General features: G+C 60.1%; 7 protein-coding genes. 5 read left to right on the top strand and 2 right to left on the bottom strand.

Annotated elements, in window-relative coordinates; translation table 11 throughout:
* Nucleotides 1–99: 99 nt before the first annotated feature.
* Nucleotides 100–357, bottom strand: a complete 258-nt coding sequence (locus tag LL947_RS09240; protein WP_499833010.1) for a hypothetical protein — start codon at nt 355–357, stop codon at nt 100–102.
* 276 nt (nt 358–633) lie between these two features.
* Nucleotides 634–1905: a hypothetical protein gene (locus LL947_RS09235; RefSeq protein ID WP_499833009.1), complete on the bottom strand. Its 1272-nt coding sequence runs from the start codon at nt 1903–1905 to the stop codon at nt 634–636.
* A gap of 164 nt (nt 1906–2069) precedes the next feature.
* Between LL947_RS09235 and LL947_RS09230 the strand changes: the two genes are divergently transcribed.
* From LL947_RS09230 to pglZ, 5 genes are all read left to right on the top strand, one after another.
* Nucleotides 2070–2276 (top strand): helix-turn-helix domain-containing protein, encoded by a 207-nt coding sequence (locus tag LL947_RS09230; RefSeq protein WP_499833008.1) that lies wholly within the window; start codon nt 2070–2072, stop codon nt 2274–2276.
* Nucleotides 2273–6439 carry a BREX system serine/threonine kinase PglW gene (gene pglW, locus LL947_RS09225; protein ID WP_499833007.1) on the top strand — a complete coding sequence of 1389 codons (4167 nt, stop codon included), beginning with the start codon at nt 2273–2275 and terminating at the stop codon, nt 6437–6439. Before LL947_RS09230 ends, pglW begins: the two co-directional genes overlap by 4 nt.
* Before the next feature lie 120 nt (nt 6440–6559).
* Nucleotides 6560–10225 (top strand): BREX-2 system adenine-specific DNA-methyltransferase PglX, encoded by a 3666-nt coding sequence (gene pglX, locus LL947_RS09220; protein ID WP_499833006.1) that lies wholly within the window; start codon nt 6560–6562, stop codon nt 10223–10225.
* Nucleotides 10226–10244: 19 nt separating this feature from the next.
* Nucleotides 10245–13958 (top strand): DUF6079 family protein, encoded by a 3714-nt coding sequence (locus tag LL947_RS09215; RefSeq protein ID WP_499833005.1) that lies wholly within the window; start codon nt 10245–10247, stop codon nt 13956–13958.
* Nucleotides 13958–16798, top strand: coding sequence for a BREX-2 system phosphatase PglZ (gene pglZ, locus LL947_RS09210; protein WP_499833004.1), 2841 nt, complete (start codon nt 13958–13960; stop codon nt 16796–16798). The genes LL947_RS09215 and pglZ overlap by 1 nt, the downstream gene beginning before the upstream one ends.
* Nucleotide 16799 lies beyond the last annotated feature (1 nt).

Here is a 16799-nt window from a genome sequence, read left to right as displayed (position 1 = left end):
TCAGAAAAATTCCCACATCGACTCCCCTCCCAGCAATTCGCCTCTAGGGCGATCATCTCAGTACCAGCAGCGGAGAGAGCTCACTCTACTGCTGGCTCACTAACCAACGGAGATGATGACCATGGCCAAAGGCAAGACACCCATGACCCCGGCAGCTGCCTCACGCATCCAGAGCCACACTGCCAAATCAAACGGAGGCACGGTGCCCAAAGGCTCCTTCGCTTCAAGAGCAACGAGTGCAAGCGCCCGTAATGCCGCGGGTGGTCGCGGGAAGAAGTAACCGGTGACTGCTATGGCTCGGGTTGGCCCTTGGTCGCCTGAGCCATGGTGCGGTGCCTGTATTCTGGACGTGGCCATTTTTCCTACCACGACTACTTGTTACGGCACTGCTTCGCTCATCTATGATAATTAAGCTTCCAATAGATGGAGCATGCCAACGATCATAATGCGGAGGATGATATGGCTTATCACTATCAATGTGCGAACTGCTACTGCACACTCTCCATGGACTCTTGTAATGAGGGGGAGGCGTATTACTCTATTGTGAATGGCGATCTATGTGTGTCTTGTCAGGCTGATAAGGAAGCCGAAGAAGACGATGATGATTAACTATTTTTGAATGGCATATCAGGCTCAGGATGTCGTCGGGATATCCTGAGCCTTAACGTGTCTCCAATGCTCTGGATACCGCGAGAATTTCTGTAAAAGCCACTCCCTATCTAGCAGTCCGGTCAGAGGCGATGTTTCCTGCAAGAGCTTATCAAAGCTCGCTAGCTCTTGAATGATCCATTTGCTCCACGCTGTGGCAACGCGTGTCATGACAAATGGCAGGAAGGCGCCATAGTCCTCTCCGGACAGGGATTCCAGGAACTGCGTGAGGTGGTAAGTCTCAGGAACTGTTCCGGATCTCCATTCCTTAAGTATTCTGTAACGAGTATCATTCGAGGCGTCCAGAATATCTTGCAGGCCTGCATTGTCATGGACTCGCGTTCGCACTTTGTCAGGCTGAGGCAGGTACATAGCCATGGCTCGGTACGACAGCGACTCGCCAGATGGGCTGAAGGCCTCACACCAGAGCTCGTACAGTCGATAAGTCGGAGTGATCAGCTCTCCCTGTTCCAGCAGTGGCATCAGCTGCCCCATGGCGCCATGATCCATCAGAGTATCAACTAGGATGGGAGGCAACTGCAGCGTTTCTCGAAGCGGAAGCATGTCTGCCATAAAACTGGCCAGGAGCTGATGGTAGAAGTCCACTCGAAGGTCGAACGTGCACTTGAATACATCAGCTAACAGCTTTGGTGTTTTGGTGTATTCAGGCCGGTTGATGTCGACTATGGCAGTACCATAGGTTTGGATCTCTTGTAGCTGGAGGAGCGTGTGATGTCGGCAGGTGTCGCAGAAAGCATTATTTATTAGTGCTAGCCTTTCTTCGGTCGATACCTCCAGTTTTTTGGTGCGGTGAAATGTCAGCACCAGTTGGCTTTCTGCTTCGGAGCGCCGTTGTAAAAATGCGAATGTCCGAGGTAACTCCAGTTTGATTTGCTGGTGAAGATTTATGCCGTCAAGAAACGCTCGCGCTTGTGCTAACCATTTCGCACCGTTGGTGACATTAACAATAGGGTCTGCTGCGTTTGAATAATCAAGTGGATCAGGAAAACCCAATTCCCTAACTGCTTCATAAATGTTGTTTTTTATGATATCTGCAATGCGAGGTGTTACGCCCTCTCGGCAGGCCTTCCTCAATGTCTTCAAGTCAGGTTTGGGTTGTTTCAGTTCCTCCTGCATCCAGTGAATCGGAGTATGCACCCCCGTGGGCCCACCCAACCAGCCCTGCAGTTCTGCTACAGGTGGCATGAAAGGAAAAGGGCTATCGGGGATATCGAACTTAATTTTCTCGCTGGCCATGTCGCACTCCTTGCAACTTGGTTAAACCAGACAGTTTTCCTACCCACCTCATGAGGGACTGAGCTGAATGGCTTAGTCAAGTCTTGTTAGCATGCTATGCCATGACTACACTGTCCAGAATTGAACTCTTTTGACAGGCCGGGCAGGGGATGACAGAGCAGATCATGACCATCAAGGAGGTAGCAGGCTACCTCAAGGTCCACGAGAGGACTGTCTACCGGCTTGCCGCCAAGGGCGAGCTGCCAGCCTTCAAGGTCGCTAACGCCTGGCGCTTCCGCCTGCAGGATATCGATCATTGGATCAGCCAGCAGACGCGCTCATCCGCCAGCGAAGCCAACGGTGCTGAAGTGGGCCGGGGAGGTGAGTCATGAGCATGTCCACCCATTGGAAGCAGATCACCCCCTCAGACTATGCCTGGGAGCGCGAGGCGCTGGAGTATCTGCGCGAGGCGCTCCCGGATCATGATCCCTACCGGGCCTGGTCGAATTTTGAGTTCATCGCTCAGGACGGCTCCATCAACGAAGTCGATCTGCTGGTCCTGACGCCCAAGGGCTGCTTCCTGGTGGAGGTGAAGTCGCACAGCGGCGAGCTGAGCGGTGATGCCAGCACCTGGGTGCAAATCAAGCGTAACGGTCGCCGGCAGTCATTCGACAATCCGCGGCTGCTCGCCGATCGCAAGGCCAAGAAGCTCGCGTCAGTGCTTCAGGGTCAGCCTTCCAGCCGCAGGACCAACAAGGAGCGGATCCCCTTCATTACCTCCATGGTGTTCCTCTCGTCGGAGAACCTGACGACCCGCCTGGAAGGTCCCGCACGCATCAATGTGTGCACACGTGATGATGTGCTGGCCACGCTGACCGAGATGCACGAGGACTGGCCGCATCGTGTCATGACGCGTCCGGTAGCCACCCTGCTATCGCGGGCCATGGAAGAGGCAGGGGTTAAGGAGTCCAAGCGGCTTCGTCGCGTCGGCCAGTATGAGTTGATCGAGCTGTTGGACGAATCGGATTACTACCAGGAGTGGCTGGCTCGGCACCTCGACGTAGGCATGGCCCGCAAGGTGCGCATCTACCTCACTCAGCATCGTCCAGTCGAAGAGGCCAAGCGTCTGCAGAAGGCTGCCGAGCTGGAGTTCCGGATCCTGGAAGGCATCGAGCACCCCGGCATCCAGCGCGCGCTGGATTTGCAGCAGCACGACCACGGGCCGGCGCTGGTCTATGAGCACGATCCTGAAGCCTTCCGCCTGGACCTGTTGTTGCGTAATAACGTTCGCCGGCTGGACACCCTTCAAGCCATCGACCTGATCCGCCAGATCGCCGAGGCGGTGAAATTCGCCCATGGCCAGCGGCTCTATCATCGCGCGCTTAGTCCACAGAACGTCTATGTAAAACAGCTTCCTGGTGGTGAGCTGCGCTGCAAGATCGCCAACTGGTCCACAGCCAGTCGGATCTTTGAGAGCGACTCTCAGCAGCTGAGCGTGCTCAGCCACCTGACGTATCTGGTGCGTGAGGAAGCTGGTCCCTATGTGGCGCTCGAGGCGCACCAGGGTCAGGGTGATGGCGTGCAGATGGATGTTTTCTCTTTAGGCGCCATCGCCTACCACCTGTTTACCGGCTTCAAGCCTGCAGAGAACGACCTGGAGCTCCAGGACAAGCTCAGTCACGGCAAGGGACTGCAGGTCACCGATGCGCTCAATGGGGCCAGCCCCGAAATGCAGTATCTGGTGCAGTACGCCACCCACCCTGACGCCAGTAGCCGCATCGACTCCGTGGAGGAGTTCCTGGAGCTGCTCGACAAGCTCGAGCAGTCGCTTGCCCATGCCGAAGGCGAGGTACCAGCGTCTCCCACCGAGGCCCAACCCGAGCAGCTGCTGGCCGAGAGCATTCGCGTCATCAAACGCCTGGGGAAGGGCGCTTCGTCGGTGGTGTTCCTGGTGGACTACCAGGGCCAGGAGCGCGTGCTCAAGCTGGCGGTGACGCCGGACCACAACCCGCGCCTGCAGCAGGAGGCCAACACCCTGGCAAGCCTGCGTCACCAGGCGATCGTCGGCTATTACGACAGAGTCGAGCTGGATGGACATGTCGGCCTGGTGCTCGACTATGCCGATCAGGGCACCCTGGCGCAGCGCCTGCGGCGCGAAGGGGCCGTGCCGCTCGGAATGCTCGAGCGTTTCGGTGAAGACCTGCTGGGTGCCCTGGTGCACCTGGAAGACCACGCCATCTTCCACCGCGACATCAAGCCGGAGAACCTGGGGCTGCTCAAGCTGGGTGGCAGCCAACTGCACCTGGTGATGTTCGACTTCTCGCTCTCCAAAGTCGGAGCTGACAACATCACCGCTGGCACCTTGGCCTACATGGATCCCTTCATTCGCGATCCCGGCCGGCGCCGCTGGGATGACTATGCCGAGCGCTTCGCCGCTGCGTTGACGCTGTATGAAATGGCGGCAGGCAGCCTGCCTGGCTGGGCCAGCGATAGTGGACTTCCGGCGTTGATCGAGGGGCAGCTGCAGATCGACAGCACCGTGTTCGACCCCAACGTGCGGGATCGGTTGTCGGCCTTCTTCCACAAGGCGCTGACCCGGGATGTGCGCAAGCGCTTCGCCAATGCTGAGGAGATGCTCAAGGAGTGGCGGCTGGTCTTCCTCAACGCCCAGCCAGCCACACAGCATCCGCGTCTCGAAACCGCCGGCACCTGTCCCTTCGACGAGGCATCGCTCGATACCCAGATCGGCCTGCTGCCACTATCTGCCGCTGCTTTAGATGTGCTCACTCGCCGTGGCGTGAACACCGTCGCCGACCTGGTTGGACTGAGCCGCAGCAAGGTGAGAGTGTCGGTCGGCGTCGGCAGCCAGACCCGTGCTGAGCTCTCCGAGGCGATTGGCACCCTGCAAGCGCGGTTGCAGACCGAGCAGCAGTCCCGCGAGCAGGTCCAGAGCAGCGATGAGCACGCCAGTATCGATCGTCTGTTCGGCATGGTGATGCCCGCTCGGCGCACCGACCCTCGTCGGGAGCAGTTCCTGAACGAGTACCTGGGGCGCCTGGATGGCGACAAGCCCAGCGACAGCCACTCGGTGTACTGGCCGACCATGCTCAGCATCAGCGCCCATACTGGCCTCGAGACCAGTGAGGTGCGCGCCTTCCAGGACAAGGTGATTGCCCTGTGGAGCAAGAACAAGGCGATCACCGAGGTCCGGGACGAGATCGCCGAGATCCTGGCCGACAACGGCGGCGTGATTACCGCGCTGGAGATCTCCGAAGCGCTTCTGCTTCGTCGTGGCTCCCTGCAGGAGAGTCCTCTGCGCGAACGTTGGGCCCAAGCTGTTGCTCGTTCCGCTGTGGATACCGAGCTCACCAAGCAGGAGCCGCGCTGGATCATCCGTCGCATTGGGCGTCGTCTGGTGCTGGCCGACAACATTCAGGGGCGCGGCGAGGAGCTCGCCGACTACGCCGAGGCGCTGGGGCAGCTTGCCGACGAATGCGCGGAGCAGGACACCCTGCTGTCGCCTAGCCGTACCCTCGACAAGGTGCGCAGCGTCCCCGCACCGGAAGTCTCCATGGGCCTAAGCAATGCTCGTCTGCTGCGCCTTGCGGCAGCGGCGTCGCAGAAGGCGGCCCTCTCCAGTCGGGCCGAGTTCTATCCCATCGGCATGAAGGACCAGCGTGCACTGGAGCTGGCCCAGGGGGCGCTACTCGGCAGCAAGGCGCTGACGGTCCAGGAGGTGCAGGAACGCGTACAGGGGCGCTATCCCATGGCCGAAGCGCTGCCGGGAAGGCCCCAGCTGGATGAGCTGATCCGTGGCCTGGACATGGGCTTCGACTGGGACGGTGACTATGAACTTGGCGGCAAGCGGTGGGGTGCCTACTGCCTGCCGCTGGCCAATTTCAGCACCAGTGGTACCCGCAGCCTGAGCCAGAGCCACCTCAGCAGCAGCGACGATGAGCCTGGAGTCACCCTGCAGGACGTCAAGGCCCTGGAGCAGTCCATCGACAACGCCCTGGAAGGCGCCCGCTTCCTGGCGCTGACCGTGCGGCCGCGTCAGTGGGAGCAGGCAAAGGCCAAGCTGCGTTACAACTATTCGCTGATGCTGATCAGCTTTGACGAGTTGCTGCTGCGTCATCTGCATCAGCTCTGCCAGGGCATGAAGCGCCCGCCGGACTGGTCCGTGGTGCTCAGGGCCGATGGCGCCGAGCGCACCAGCCGCGATTGGCAGAACTTGCAACGTCTTGTGGCCCGGGTGCTCCCGGCCATGGCAGATGAGATCCGTCGGGCTGGCCAACCGGTACTGCTTACCGAGCCCGGCCTGCTGGCTCGCTATGAGCTGGTCACCACCTGGCTCAACGACCTGCGTCAGCAGCTGGTAACCTCCGCTGGTGATGACACCACCGCTCATGCCTTGCTGCTACTGATCGCTGCCGATGCCCAGCACGATGGCGCCGCCATCGATGGCGTGACCGTGCCGCGAGGGGCGGGCACCCGTGAATGGGCAAGGATTCCTAAGGTCTGGCTGGAGAGTGACACCATGGCCAGCGTGGCTTGACCGCATATTCAAGCAATACGCCCAAAATAAAGCGATCGCCGGTCTGCCGTCCGAGACGGCCATCCGGCATCTGCTGACGGCGCACTGATCGCCGCACAACGACTACGTAGGGAACAAGGAATGATTGATCGCGAGAAGCTGCTGAGCGACCTCAAGGGGGAGCTGCCGAAGATCGAGGCGGACATCCTCCACTACAGCGAGCGCCACGTCGAGTTGGGCCAGCACCTGCAGGAGGAGTACCAGAAGGCGGTGGAGGCCGGCCGTACTGCCGAGCACTTCGTCGCCTGGCGGGAGGCGCAGATCACCCAGGCCGCAGCGGCCTGGGTGCTGACCTGTGTGTTCGTGCGTTTCCTGGAGGACAACGGCCTGATGGATGAACCGGTACTCTCCGGCCCGGTGTCCCGCGAGGATGGTAGCCGCCCCCTGGCCCATGCCAAGGAGCGCATTACCCACCACTTCAGCGAGCACCCCGCCCACGCCGAGCGCGAGTACCTGCTGGCCCTGTTCCGTGAGCTCGACCAGTTCCCGGTGATCGATGCGTTGCTTGACCCGCGGCATAACCCGCTGTGGCAGGTCCCGGTCTCCGATGACGGCGCCAAACGCCTGGTGGACTTCTTTCAGCGCATCGACCCGGAGAGTGGTGAGCTGGTCCACGATTTCACCGATCCGGAGTGGGACACCCGCTTCCTGGGCGACCTCTACCAGGATCTCTCTGAAGCCGTCAGGGACAAATATGCTCTACTGCAAACACCAGATTTCATTGAAGAGTTCATTCTCGACTACACCCTGGCCCCGGCCATCGAGACCTTTGGCCTGGAGGGATTACGGCTGATCGACCCGACCTGCGGCAGCGGCCACTTTCTGTTGACCACCTTCGAGCGGGTGTTTGATGCCTGGCAGCGTCGCGAGCCGGCCACCAATGCGCGCCACCTGGCCCAGCGCGCCCTGGACGTGGTGCACGGGGTGGATATAAACCCCTACGCCATCGCCGTGGCCAAATTTCGTTTATTGATTGCTGTTTTAAAAGCAGCAGGAGAAAAAAGTGTTAGCAATGCCCCGGACTTTGAATTCCATCTTGCAGTAGGCGACTCGCTGTTGCACGGTAAACGCCATGAGTCTAGGGGGAAAGGCCTACAACTTGACACCTTTAATGATTCAATTAAGCACGCCTTCGAGACTGAAGATTTGGCTAAGCTGAATCAGATATTAGGGAAGCGGTATCATGTTGTGGTGGGCAACCCTCCCTATATTACAGTTAAAGACAAGGTTCTCAATAAGCTCTATAGGAACTTGTATTCCACGTGCTTTAGAAAGTACTCCCTTGGGGCGCCCTTTACCGAGCGTTTTTTTGATCTTTGTCTTCCTAGGGATGGTCAGAAAAGCTCAGGCTTTGTAGGGATGATAACTACTAATAGTTTCATGAAGCGTGAGTACGGAAAGTTTCTTATTGAGAATTATTTACCACAGAAGGACTTGACGCATGTTGTCGATACCTCTGGGTGCACTATTCCTGGGCATAGTACGCCAACAGTAATTCTATTTGCTAGGAATCAAGAAGCTGGCTCCTATCCTGTTCGCACTGTGCTTGGGATTAAGGGTGATCCTACAACATCAGTTGAGCCAAAAGATGGCTTGGTCTGGCGCTCTATTGTTGAAGGTGTAGAAAGTCCAGGTTTTGAGAATAACTATATTACAGTAGAAGACCGTGATAGACAGTCTATGGCAACTCACCCCTGGAGTCTTCAAGGTGGCGGTGCCGCGGATTTAATGGCTGTGATTGAAGGAAGTGCTACGGGCCAACTCGATCAGCTTCAAGAGGAGCTAGGGTTTGGGGGTATTACCGGCGAAGATTCAGTTTTCACCGGTCCAAAGAACTATTTTAAGTCAAGAAAGTATTTAGATAAAAGTGTCAGGGTTTTCGTTGAAGGAGATTCTGTTAGGGATTGGCAGGTCGACTCTTCATATGTTGCCTTCTTTCCGTATAATGAATTAGGTGTTGTTGCCTCTATCTCGAGACCAGAGCTGGCTTCCTTGTGGCCATTTAGGGAGATTTTGAAATCTCGCGTTTATTTTGGCCGAAGGCAAGAGGAGCGGGGCCTGCTTTGGTACGAGTATGGCTACATTTCTAAGGGTAAATGTACCGCAGATCTTTTGATAGCTTTTGCATTTGTTGCTACACACAACCACTTTTTTTTAGATAGGGGTGGTAAGGTTTTTAAGCAGTCTGCACCGGTCATCAAACTGTATGAAGGGGCTGGTGAAGATGATCATCTCGTCCTGTTAGGGATGCTTAATAGTTCTGTTGCGTGCTTCTGGGGGCGGCAGGTTTTCTTTCCGAAAGGTGGGTTTGCTGACGGTAAATGGCAAGAGCGACTAGAGTGGGATGGGACTAAACTGAAAAAATTCCCTATTGTTGGAGATCTTGAGAATAAGTTAGTTTTTTATTCGCGTAGGCTGGATAGTCTTTCATGTAAGTTAGATGAGCTTGATGCTGGTGAGCTGGTTGAAGATTGCAGTGGCTTAAAGCGTGGGCTTGCGCTTGCCCGTCAAGAAGACGGCTTGGTTTGGGAGAAAATGATTTCCTCTCAAGAAGAGTTGGACTGGCATTGCTATAAATTATACGGCCTATTGGATGTTGACCTTTGCTACCAGGGCACTCCACCCCCCATTAAGCTGAGCGAGCGTGCATTCGAGATCGCGCTGGCTCGCCGTATGGCGGCCGGCGAGATCGAAACTACCTGGTTCGAGCGTCACCGCAGCAGCCCAATTACCGAGATTCCCGACCACTGGCCCGAGAACTACCGCGAGCTGGTGGAGCGACGCCTCCAGGCCATTGAGGAGAACCGCTGGGTCAAGCTGGTGGAGCAGCCCGAGTACAAGCGCCGCTGGAACCGCGAGCCCTGGGAGAAACGCCAGCAGCGTGCCCTTAAGGAGTGGCTGCTGGGTCGTCTGGAAGAGGAGGCCAAGGCGAAGGGCCCCGATCTGATCACCGGCGCCCAGCTGGCCGACCGCGTGCGCCACGACGAGAAGTTCCAGCAGGTTGGCGAGCTCTACACCGACAACCAACTCTTCGACGCCCAGCAGCTGGTCACCGAGCTGATTGCCGTCGACGAGGTTCCGCAGATGGCTCCGGCGCGGCTCAAGCCCGCGGCCATGGACATCTTCAGGGCATGGCAGGAGACCTGGGACAAGCAGCGTCAGGAAGATGCCATCGATGCTGAGTTCGGCGTGGCCGAGCCGCTGAGCGCTGAAGACGCCGAAAATGCCGAGAAGGTGAAGGCCTACGAGGACGCCAAGAAGCAGGCTGAGGCGAAGAAGGCTACGAAAGTGGGGACCATTCCAGTCCCACCACGGTATAGCTCAACTCACTTCCGCAAGAGCAGCTACTGGTCGCTGCGCGGCAAGCTCGATGTGCCCAAGGAGCGCTTCTTCAGCCTGACCTGTTGCGAGAAGCCCGGCGACAGCACCCCGGTCATCGGCTGGGCCGGCCTGGATCATCTGCAGCGCGCCCAGGCCATCGCCGGCTGGTACATGGGCCGTAAGGACCAGGACGGCTGGGAAGCCGATAAGCTGATGCCCATGCTGGTGGCCCTGGAGGAGTTGATCCCCTGGCTCAAGCAGTGGCACAACGAGCTGGACCCAGAGTACGGCGAGCGCATGGGCGACTTCTACGAAGGTTTCCTGTTCGAGGAACTGCGTCAGCTCGAACTCACCCGCGATGACCTGCTGGCCTGGCAGCCCCCGGCAGCCAAGCGTGGCCGCCGCCGCAAGACCACCAGCGCCTGACAGTGAAGGAAAGGTACTCATGACACTGATTAAAGAGCTGATCGAGATCCCCGAGAAGGTTCAGCGCGGGGACTTCGTGCTTAACCTCTCCCAGGGGCTGGAAGGCGACGCCGTTCACCAAACCCTGGCCCAGTATGTGGTGACGCCGCAGCTCGCCAAGGCCTTCGATGAGGCCCTGGCCTTCATCAAGAGCACCGTGGCGGACAACCAGAACCGCCAGAAGGGTGCCTATCTGCACGGAAGTTTCGGTAGCGGTAAGTCGCACTTCATGGCGGTGCTGCACCTGCTACTGCAGGGCAACCCCGAGGCGCGGGCAATCAAGGAACTGGCGCCTACCGTCAGCCGTCACGATGACTGGCTGCAGCAGCACAACATCTTGCTGGTGCCGTACCACATGATCGGGGCGCCCAGCATTGAGGCGGGTATCCTCGGCGGCTATGTCCGCTACATCAGGAAGCGCCACCCGGAGGCTCCCCAGCCGGGCTTCTACCTGAGCGACCGCCTATTTCGCGATGCGGAGGGCATGCGCAGCAAGCTGGGTGATGACAAGTTCTTCGAGATCCTCAATCAAGAGGACTCTGGCCCGGCCGATGACGATGGCTGGGGCGAGGTGGGTGACGAGCGTTGGACACCGCAAAGCTTCGAGGCGGTGCTGCAGGGGAGGGCAAGCATGGAGGACCACACCGCGCTGGTTTCGGCGCTGGTGGGTACCTTCTTCCAGTCTATGGCGGACCTGGCCAACACCTCCAGCGACGAGCTGAAGTCGGGCGAGAAGGTCGGCTACGTCGATTTCGACGAAGGCCTGCGTATCATGACCCAGCACGCCAAGTCGCTGGGATACGACGCCGTCGTGCTGTTCCTCGATGAGCTGATCCTGTGGCTGGCCAGCCATATCTCCGATCACCAGTTTATCGCTAACAATATCCAGAAGGTGGTGAAGCTGGTGGAGCCCAGCGAGCCGCGTGCGCTGCCTGTGGCCAGCTTTATCGCCCGTCAGCGCGAGCTGCGCGAGTTCGTCGGCGAACAGGCGGTGGGCGCCGACCAGGTGGCCCTGAGCGACTCACTGAAGTACTGGGAGGGGCGCTTTCACACCATCAAGCTGGAAGATCGCAACCTGCCGGTGATCGCCCAGCGGCGCCTGCTCAAGCCCAAGGACGAGTCTGCGCGGCTGCAGATCCAGCAGGCATTTGACGCCATCGACAGGGGCCTGCGCGAAGAGGTGCACAACGTTCTGCTGACCTCCCAGGGTGACCGGGAGATGTTCCGTGAGCTTTATCCCTTCAGCCCGGCGCTGATCCAGGCGCTGGTGGCGCTCTCCTCGGCGCTGCAGCGAGAGCGCACCGCCCTGAAGGTGATGCTTATGCTGCTGGTGGAGCAGCGTGACACCCTGGAGCTGGGCGGGGTGATCCCGGTGGGGGATCTCTACGACGTGATCGCGTCCGAGGCGGAGCCCTTTTCCGAGCAGATGCGCGCCCACTTCGAGAACGCCAAGCAGCTGTTCGAGCGCAAGCTGATTCCGTTGCTCGAGGCCGAACACGAGATCAGCTACGCCGAGTTCCAGGCGCTGCCGGCCGGCGATGCCAAGGTGCGGTCGTTCAACAACGATCTGCGGCTACTTAAGACCTTATTGCTGGCAGCACTGGTTCCCGAGGTGGAGTGTTTCAAGCAGCTCACTGCTAGCAAGCTGGCCGCTCTCAACCACGGCACCATCAAGTCGCCGATACCCGGTCGCGAGGCCCAAGCGGTAATGACCCGCTGCCGGAAATGGGGTGGCCAGGTCGGCGAGATAAAGATCACCGATAATAGCGGTAATCCGACCATCGCCATTCAGATCGCCGGGGTCGATACCGAGAGTATTCTCGAGCAGGCGGCGATCCACGACAGCGACGGCTCTCGCCGCAAGATGATCAAGGACCTCATCTTCGAGGCGTTTGGCATCCATGACGATGGGCAGCTGTTCATCGAGCACCGCTGGCAGTGGCGGGGCACCTGGCGGCACGTCGACGTGCTGTTCCAGAACGTCTGGGAGATCGACGATTTAAATACCTTCGAAGCCAACGGCGACGACTGGAAGCTGATCGTCGACTTTCCTTTCGATTCTGGTGGTCACACACCGGCGGATGACCGAGCGCGGGTCCAAAAGTATCTTGATACTGGTAACACAACGCGTGCGCTGTGCTGGCTGCCCTCTTTTCTCAGCCGGTCGGCTCAACGGGACCTGGGCATCCTGGTGCGGCTCGATTACGTGCTCAAGAGCGACGACCGCTTCAGCTCCTTCAGCAAGCACCTGACGCCGGTGGATAGGGCCCAGGCACGCACCCTGCTGGAGAACCAGCGTAGCCAGCTTCAGCAGCGACTCAAGGACTGTTTGCTAGGTGCTTATGGTGCAAGCAGCCCCGTTCCTGGGAGCCTTGATGAGGCGACGACCCTTGATGAGCAGGTGATGTCTCTGGAGCCAAGCTTCAAGCCGCGTCTGCCGCATGGCGTGAACCTAGGTCAGGCCTTCGAGCAGCTGCTCGACCAGGCGTTGCGCTTCCAGTATCCCGATCACCCCGAGTTCAAGACCGAGGTGCGGGTCAACGACCTGGGCAAGGTGCTGGCGGAAATTCGGCGTGCGGTGCATGCCCCCAACGGGCGCATCGACGTGGAGGGCTCACTGCGTGGCCTGATGGAGAAGATCGCCGAGCCGCTGGGGCTCGGTACCATGCACGAGCGCCATTTCGTATTCAAACCTGACTGGCCCAACCTGCTGCGCACCAACCTGGCGAAGATGGGGCAGGGCAACACCTCGCTGAGCGTGGCGCAGCTGCGTAGTGCCATCGACTACCCAGACCCCAGGGGGCTGCCCACCGAGGTGCAGAACTTGCTGATCCTGGTGTTCATGGAGCACGGCCACTACGCCTGCCAGCTGCATGGCCAGGAGTACGACCCGGGCCTCAAGGACTTGCCGGACAGCCTTGTGCTGAGCAAGCAGGAACTGGCCGAGCCCGCAGTGTGGAAGGGCGCGCTCGACAAGGCCGGTGCGATCCTTGGTGTGACGCTGCGCAGCCAGCTGCGTACCGCCAACCATCAGAATGAGCTGGTCAAACAGGTACATGAAGAGGCCCAGGCCTATGTGGCCAGTGCCGAGACACTGGTCGAGGTGCTGCGTCACCGGCTTGCCCAGCTTGGCGTCAGTGATCAGGGGCAGCGACTGGCCACGGCAGAGTACGCCCTGTCGCTGATGAACGAGCTGCGTGACCGTGAAGGTACGGCGCTCATCGAGGCACTGGCCAACTGCCAGGCGCCCAGCTCCGATCAGGCCCTGGGCCGCAGCCTCAAGACTGCCCAGGAGGTGGCCAGCCGGGTCAAGCACAACAACTGGGCCCTGCTGGAGAAGATCTGGAAGGGGGGCAATGCCGAGGCACAGGCGATCAAGGAGCGCGTTACCGAGGCGCTCAAGGCGGATGAGCTTGCCAAGCCCATCGGCCCAGTGCTGGAGCGCGCCCAGGAAGATGCGACCGCGCTGATTGCGCCGACGCCACCCGTGGTCGACCCGCCAAAGCCACCTGGTGGTGAAGGTGGTGGCACCGGCTCTGGACCCATCAAGCGAGTGGTGCGTCAGGAGCAGCGCCATGGCCTCACCCGTCAGCAGGCAAAGCAGCTCTTCGCTGAGCTTGAGGCCCAGCTGTCGGACGACCAGGAGCTGGATGTGGACTTTACGATCACGACCCGTGAAGGACAGGATGCCTGATGCCGGCCACGCGACTCACTCGACATGCCGATACGCTGCCCGGCGCGATCTACAACCAGCTTCAGGCCATCCTGCAGCGTGACGCCAGCGCCGACAGGGTGGCGCTGCTGTGGCGCGATCCACTGCAGCCGGAGGTACAGACTCGGCAAATCGGCGCTCAGACGGTCAAGCTCGTCTGGTGCCCCTCCGAGCTCGCCATGCGCGAGGCGCTGGTCTCCCACGATGCCTCGGAGAAGGCGAGCCCTGAGAAGCTAGTGATCCTGGCCAACCTGGACCAAAGCCAGCTGGGCAAGGATGTATTAGCCCGTTTGTGGAAGAACGAGCCGCAGCGTATCAGCCCTTGGCGAACCCTGGAGCAGCTGGCCCGGGTACAGACCATCGATCCGAGACTGACGCGCCACCACCGCTGGATGGCCGACGCCTTGTTAAACGGTTTCGATCGTTTTCAGGGCCATATTGTGTTCGGCGAGGTGCTGGACCAGGAGACGGCCTGGCAGGCGCTGGCCTGGGGCTATCTGGACTACACCGAGGGCAAGCCGGAACTGCCGGCGCTATTCCGCTGGTCGCTGCAGGACTCGGCCAAGCGTCGAGTGGAGGCCCTGCCCGACAGCATGCGTGAGCACCTGGGAGAATGGTTAGAACCCCAGTTGCCGCGCACGGGTGAGGTGGTAGAGACGCTGCTGCGAGAGGGCCATGCCCACGAGCTGCTGGCCGTGGGTCTGGCCTGCAGCGTGATGTATGCAAGCGAGCTGGAAGCCGCTGAGGAAATGACCGCGCCAGTGATTTATTCGGGGCGGGGTCGCTTTGTCGAGCGCTACCTGGGCGGCCGGAAGTTCTCCCCGGACGTACTCAAGGCCTTCGGCAGCGAGGCGTTGGAGACGGCACAGTCGCTGCTACGCCAGCAAGGGCAAAAGACGATCAGCGCGAGCCTGAGCCAGGCGGAGCAGATCCTGGCCAGTCTCGACTTCATGCCGGCCCTGCGGCTATCGCCGCTGCTGCCGGGGGCGCTGACGCAGCGCCTGGATGCCTTTGCGGCTGCGTTAGGAGAGGCCCTGGAGAAGGACGCCAAACCGTTGCTGGTGGCCCAGGCCGAGCAGGCCTGGGCGCATCTCCAGGACCATACGTTGGCCCATGAGACCCAGCGCCATGACCAGATGCGCCGCGCCGAGATGGCGCTACGGCTGCTGCGCTGGCTGGGACAGGCAACCAGCACCGGAAACGAGACGGCGCCGCAAATGCTCAGCCAGTACATTAGCGACGGCAGCTTCGTCGACTGGGCACGTACCCAGCTATGGGCGGGGGAAGATCACGAGGCCCTGGGCCGCGTCTACGCCGCACTCTCCGAGGCGGTCACTCTGCGCCGTGAGCAGCAGAACCGCGGGTTTGCCCGGCATCTCCCGGCCGTTGCTCGAGGCGATACCCTGCCACTTTCCCTGGTGCCGGTGGAGAGAGCACTGGAAACGGTTGTAGCGCCGCTTCTGGCCGAGAAGAAGCCCACGTTGCTGTTGGTGTTGGATGGCATGAATGAGGCCGTCTACCGAGAACTGCAGGAAGATCTGGCCGCCTACGGGTGGATCGAGGTCAGTGAAGAGGCCGACCCACCGCCGCGCTGCCTGGTCTCAGCGCTGCCTTCCGCCACCGAGTTCAGCCGCTGCTCGCTGTTCTCCGGTGCCCTGGTGAGAGGCAATGCGGCTCAGGAGAAGCAGGCCTTCGCCGGCCACAACAAACTGAGACAGAAGCTCTCGACGCGCTTTCCGCCAGTGCTGCTGCACAAGCAGGACATTCAGCAGCCAGGGAGTGGTGGCCTGGCCCCGGAGGCGAGAGCTCGCATCGCCGGTACCGAACACAAGCTTGTCGGGGTGGTGATCAACGCCATCGATGATCAGCTCTCCAGCAGTTCCCAGGTCGTGGTGCACTGGAACCTGCAGTCGACGCTTCCCATGCTGCGCCAGGTGCTGGAAGCCGCGCGAGAGGGCGGACGCGCCGTGGTCATCACCAGTGACCATGGCCACGTGCTGGATCATGACTCCCAGTTCGCCCAGACCCAGGTCGAGACCCACAACGGCGAGCGCTATCGCGAGGAGGGTGCCGCGCCAACCGAGCAGGAGATCGAGGTCAGCGGTCTACGCGTCCTGACCGCATCACAGCATGCCGTAGTGCCCTGGTCGGAGAAACTGCGCTACACCAAGAGCCGCAACCGTGGCTATCACGGTGGCGGCAGCCTGCAGGAAATGGTGATTCCCCTGGGTATCTATATCAGTGCCAGCGACCCTGTGGGCATGCCAGGTTGGCGCGAGTTGCCTCGTCGCCTACCGACCTGGTGGCAGAACGAGGCGCAAGGTGAAGAAGTTGATGGCTCAGCGGCCGAGTCACCTGCCAAAGCGTCGGCGAGGCCTGCCAAGACGAAACACAAGACGAAGAAGCCCGCCGAGCCTGATACCCCCATGCCGGATCTGTTCGCCGAGGCTACGTCGGAGCAAAGCGCTTCAGTCGAGCAGCAAGAGCACAGTCTCTCCATTGAGGCCGTGGGGTCACGTAGCTGGGTCGATGAGCTGTTTGCTTCCCCGGTCTTCGAGCAGAGTTTGCAGCGTGCCGGACGGGTGCCCGTGACCAATGAACAGATTCGTCGCCTGCTGGAGCTGCTCGACCAGGGCAAGGGCAGTGCCATGGAGGCTCAGGTGGCCAAGCACCTGGCGATTCCCATCATCCGCCTGCGGGGCTTCCTTTCCGCGGTGCAGAAGATTCTCAACGTGGATGGCTACCCGGTGCTGAAGACCGACCGGGAAAGTCGTACCGTGGTGTTGGACAGGGAATCGCTCAAACTCCAGTTTGAGCTGTAAG

This window comes from Halomonas sp. BLK-85, from assembly GCF_044792155.1.
In the GTDB taxonomy this organism is placed as follows: Bacteria; Pseudomonadota; Gammaproteobacteria; order Pseudomonadales; family Halomonadaceae; genus Vreelandella.
The sequence above is the reverse complement of the archived record's forward strand: the minus strand, read 5'-3'. Positions and strand labels throughout refer to the sequence as shown.

Bases quoted from the DNA above. Each gene is read 5' to 3' on its own strand.
- LL947_RS09240 (WP_499833010.1), bottom strand. From the start codon at position 357: ATGGCCACGTCCAGAATACAGGCACCGCACCATGGCTCAGGCGACCAA.
- LL947_RS09235 (WP_499833009.1), bottom strand. From the start codon at position 1,905: ATGGCCAGCGAGAAAATTAAGTTCGATATCCCCGATAGCCCTTTTCCT.
- LL947_RS09230 (WP_499833008.1), top strand. From the start codon at position 2,070: ATGACCATCAAGGAGGTAGCAGGCTACCTCAAGGTCCACGAGAGGACT.
- pglW (WP_499833007.1), top strand. From the start codon at position 2,273: ATGAGCATGTCCACCCATTGGAAGCAGATCACCCCCTCAGACTATGCC.
- pglX (WP_499833006.1), top strand. From the start codon at position 6,560: ATGATTGATCGCGAGAAGCTGCTGAGCGACCTCAAGGGGGAGCTGCCG.
- LL947_RS09215 (WP_499833005.1), top strand. From the start codon at position 10,245: ATGACACTGATTAAAGAGCTGATCGAGATCCCCGAGAAGGTTCAGCGC.
- pglZ (WP_499833004.1), top strand. From the start codon at position 13,958: ATGCCGGCCACGCGACTCACTCGACATGCCGATACGCTGCCCGGCGCG.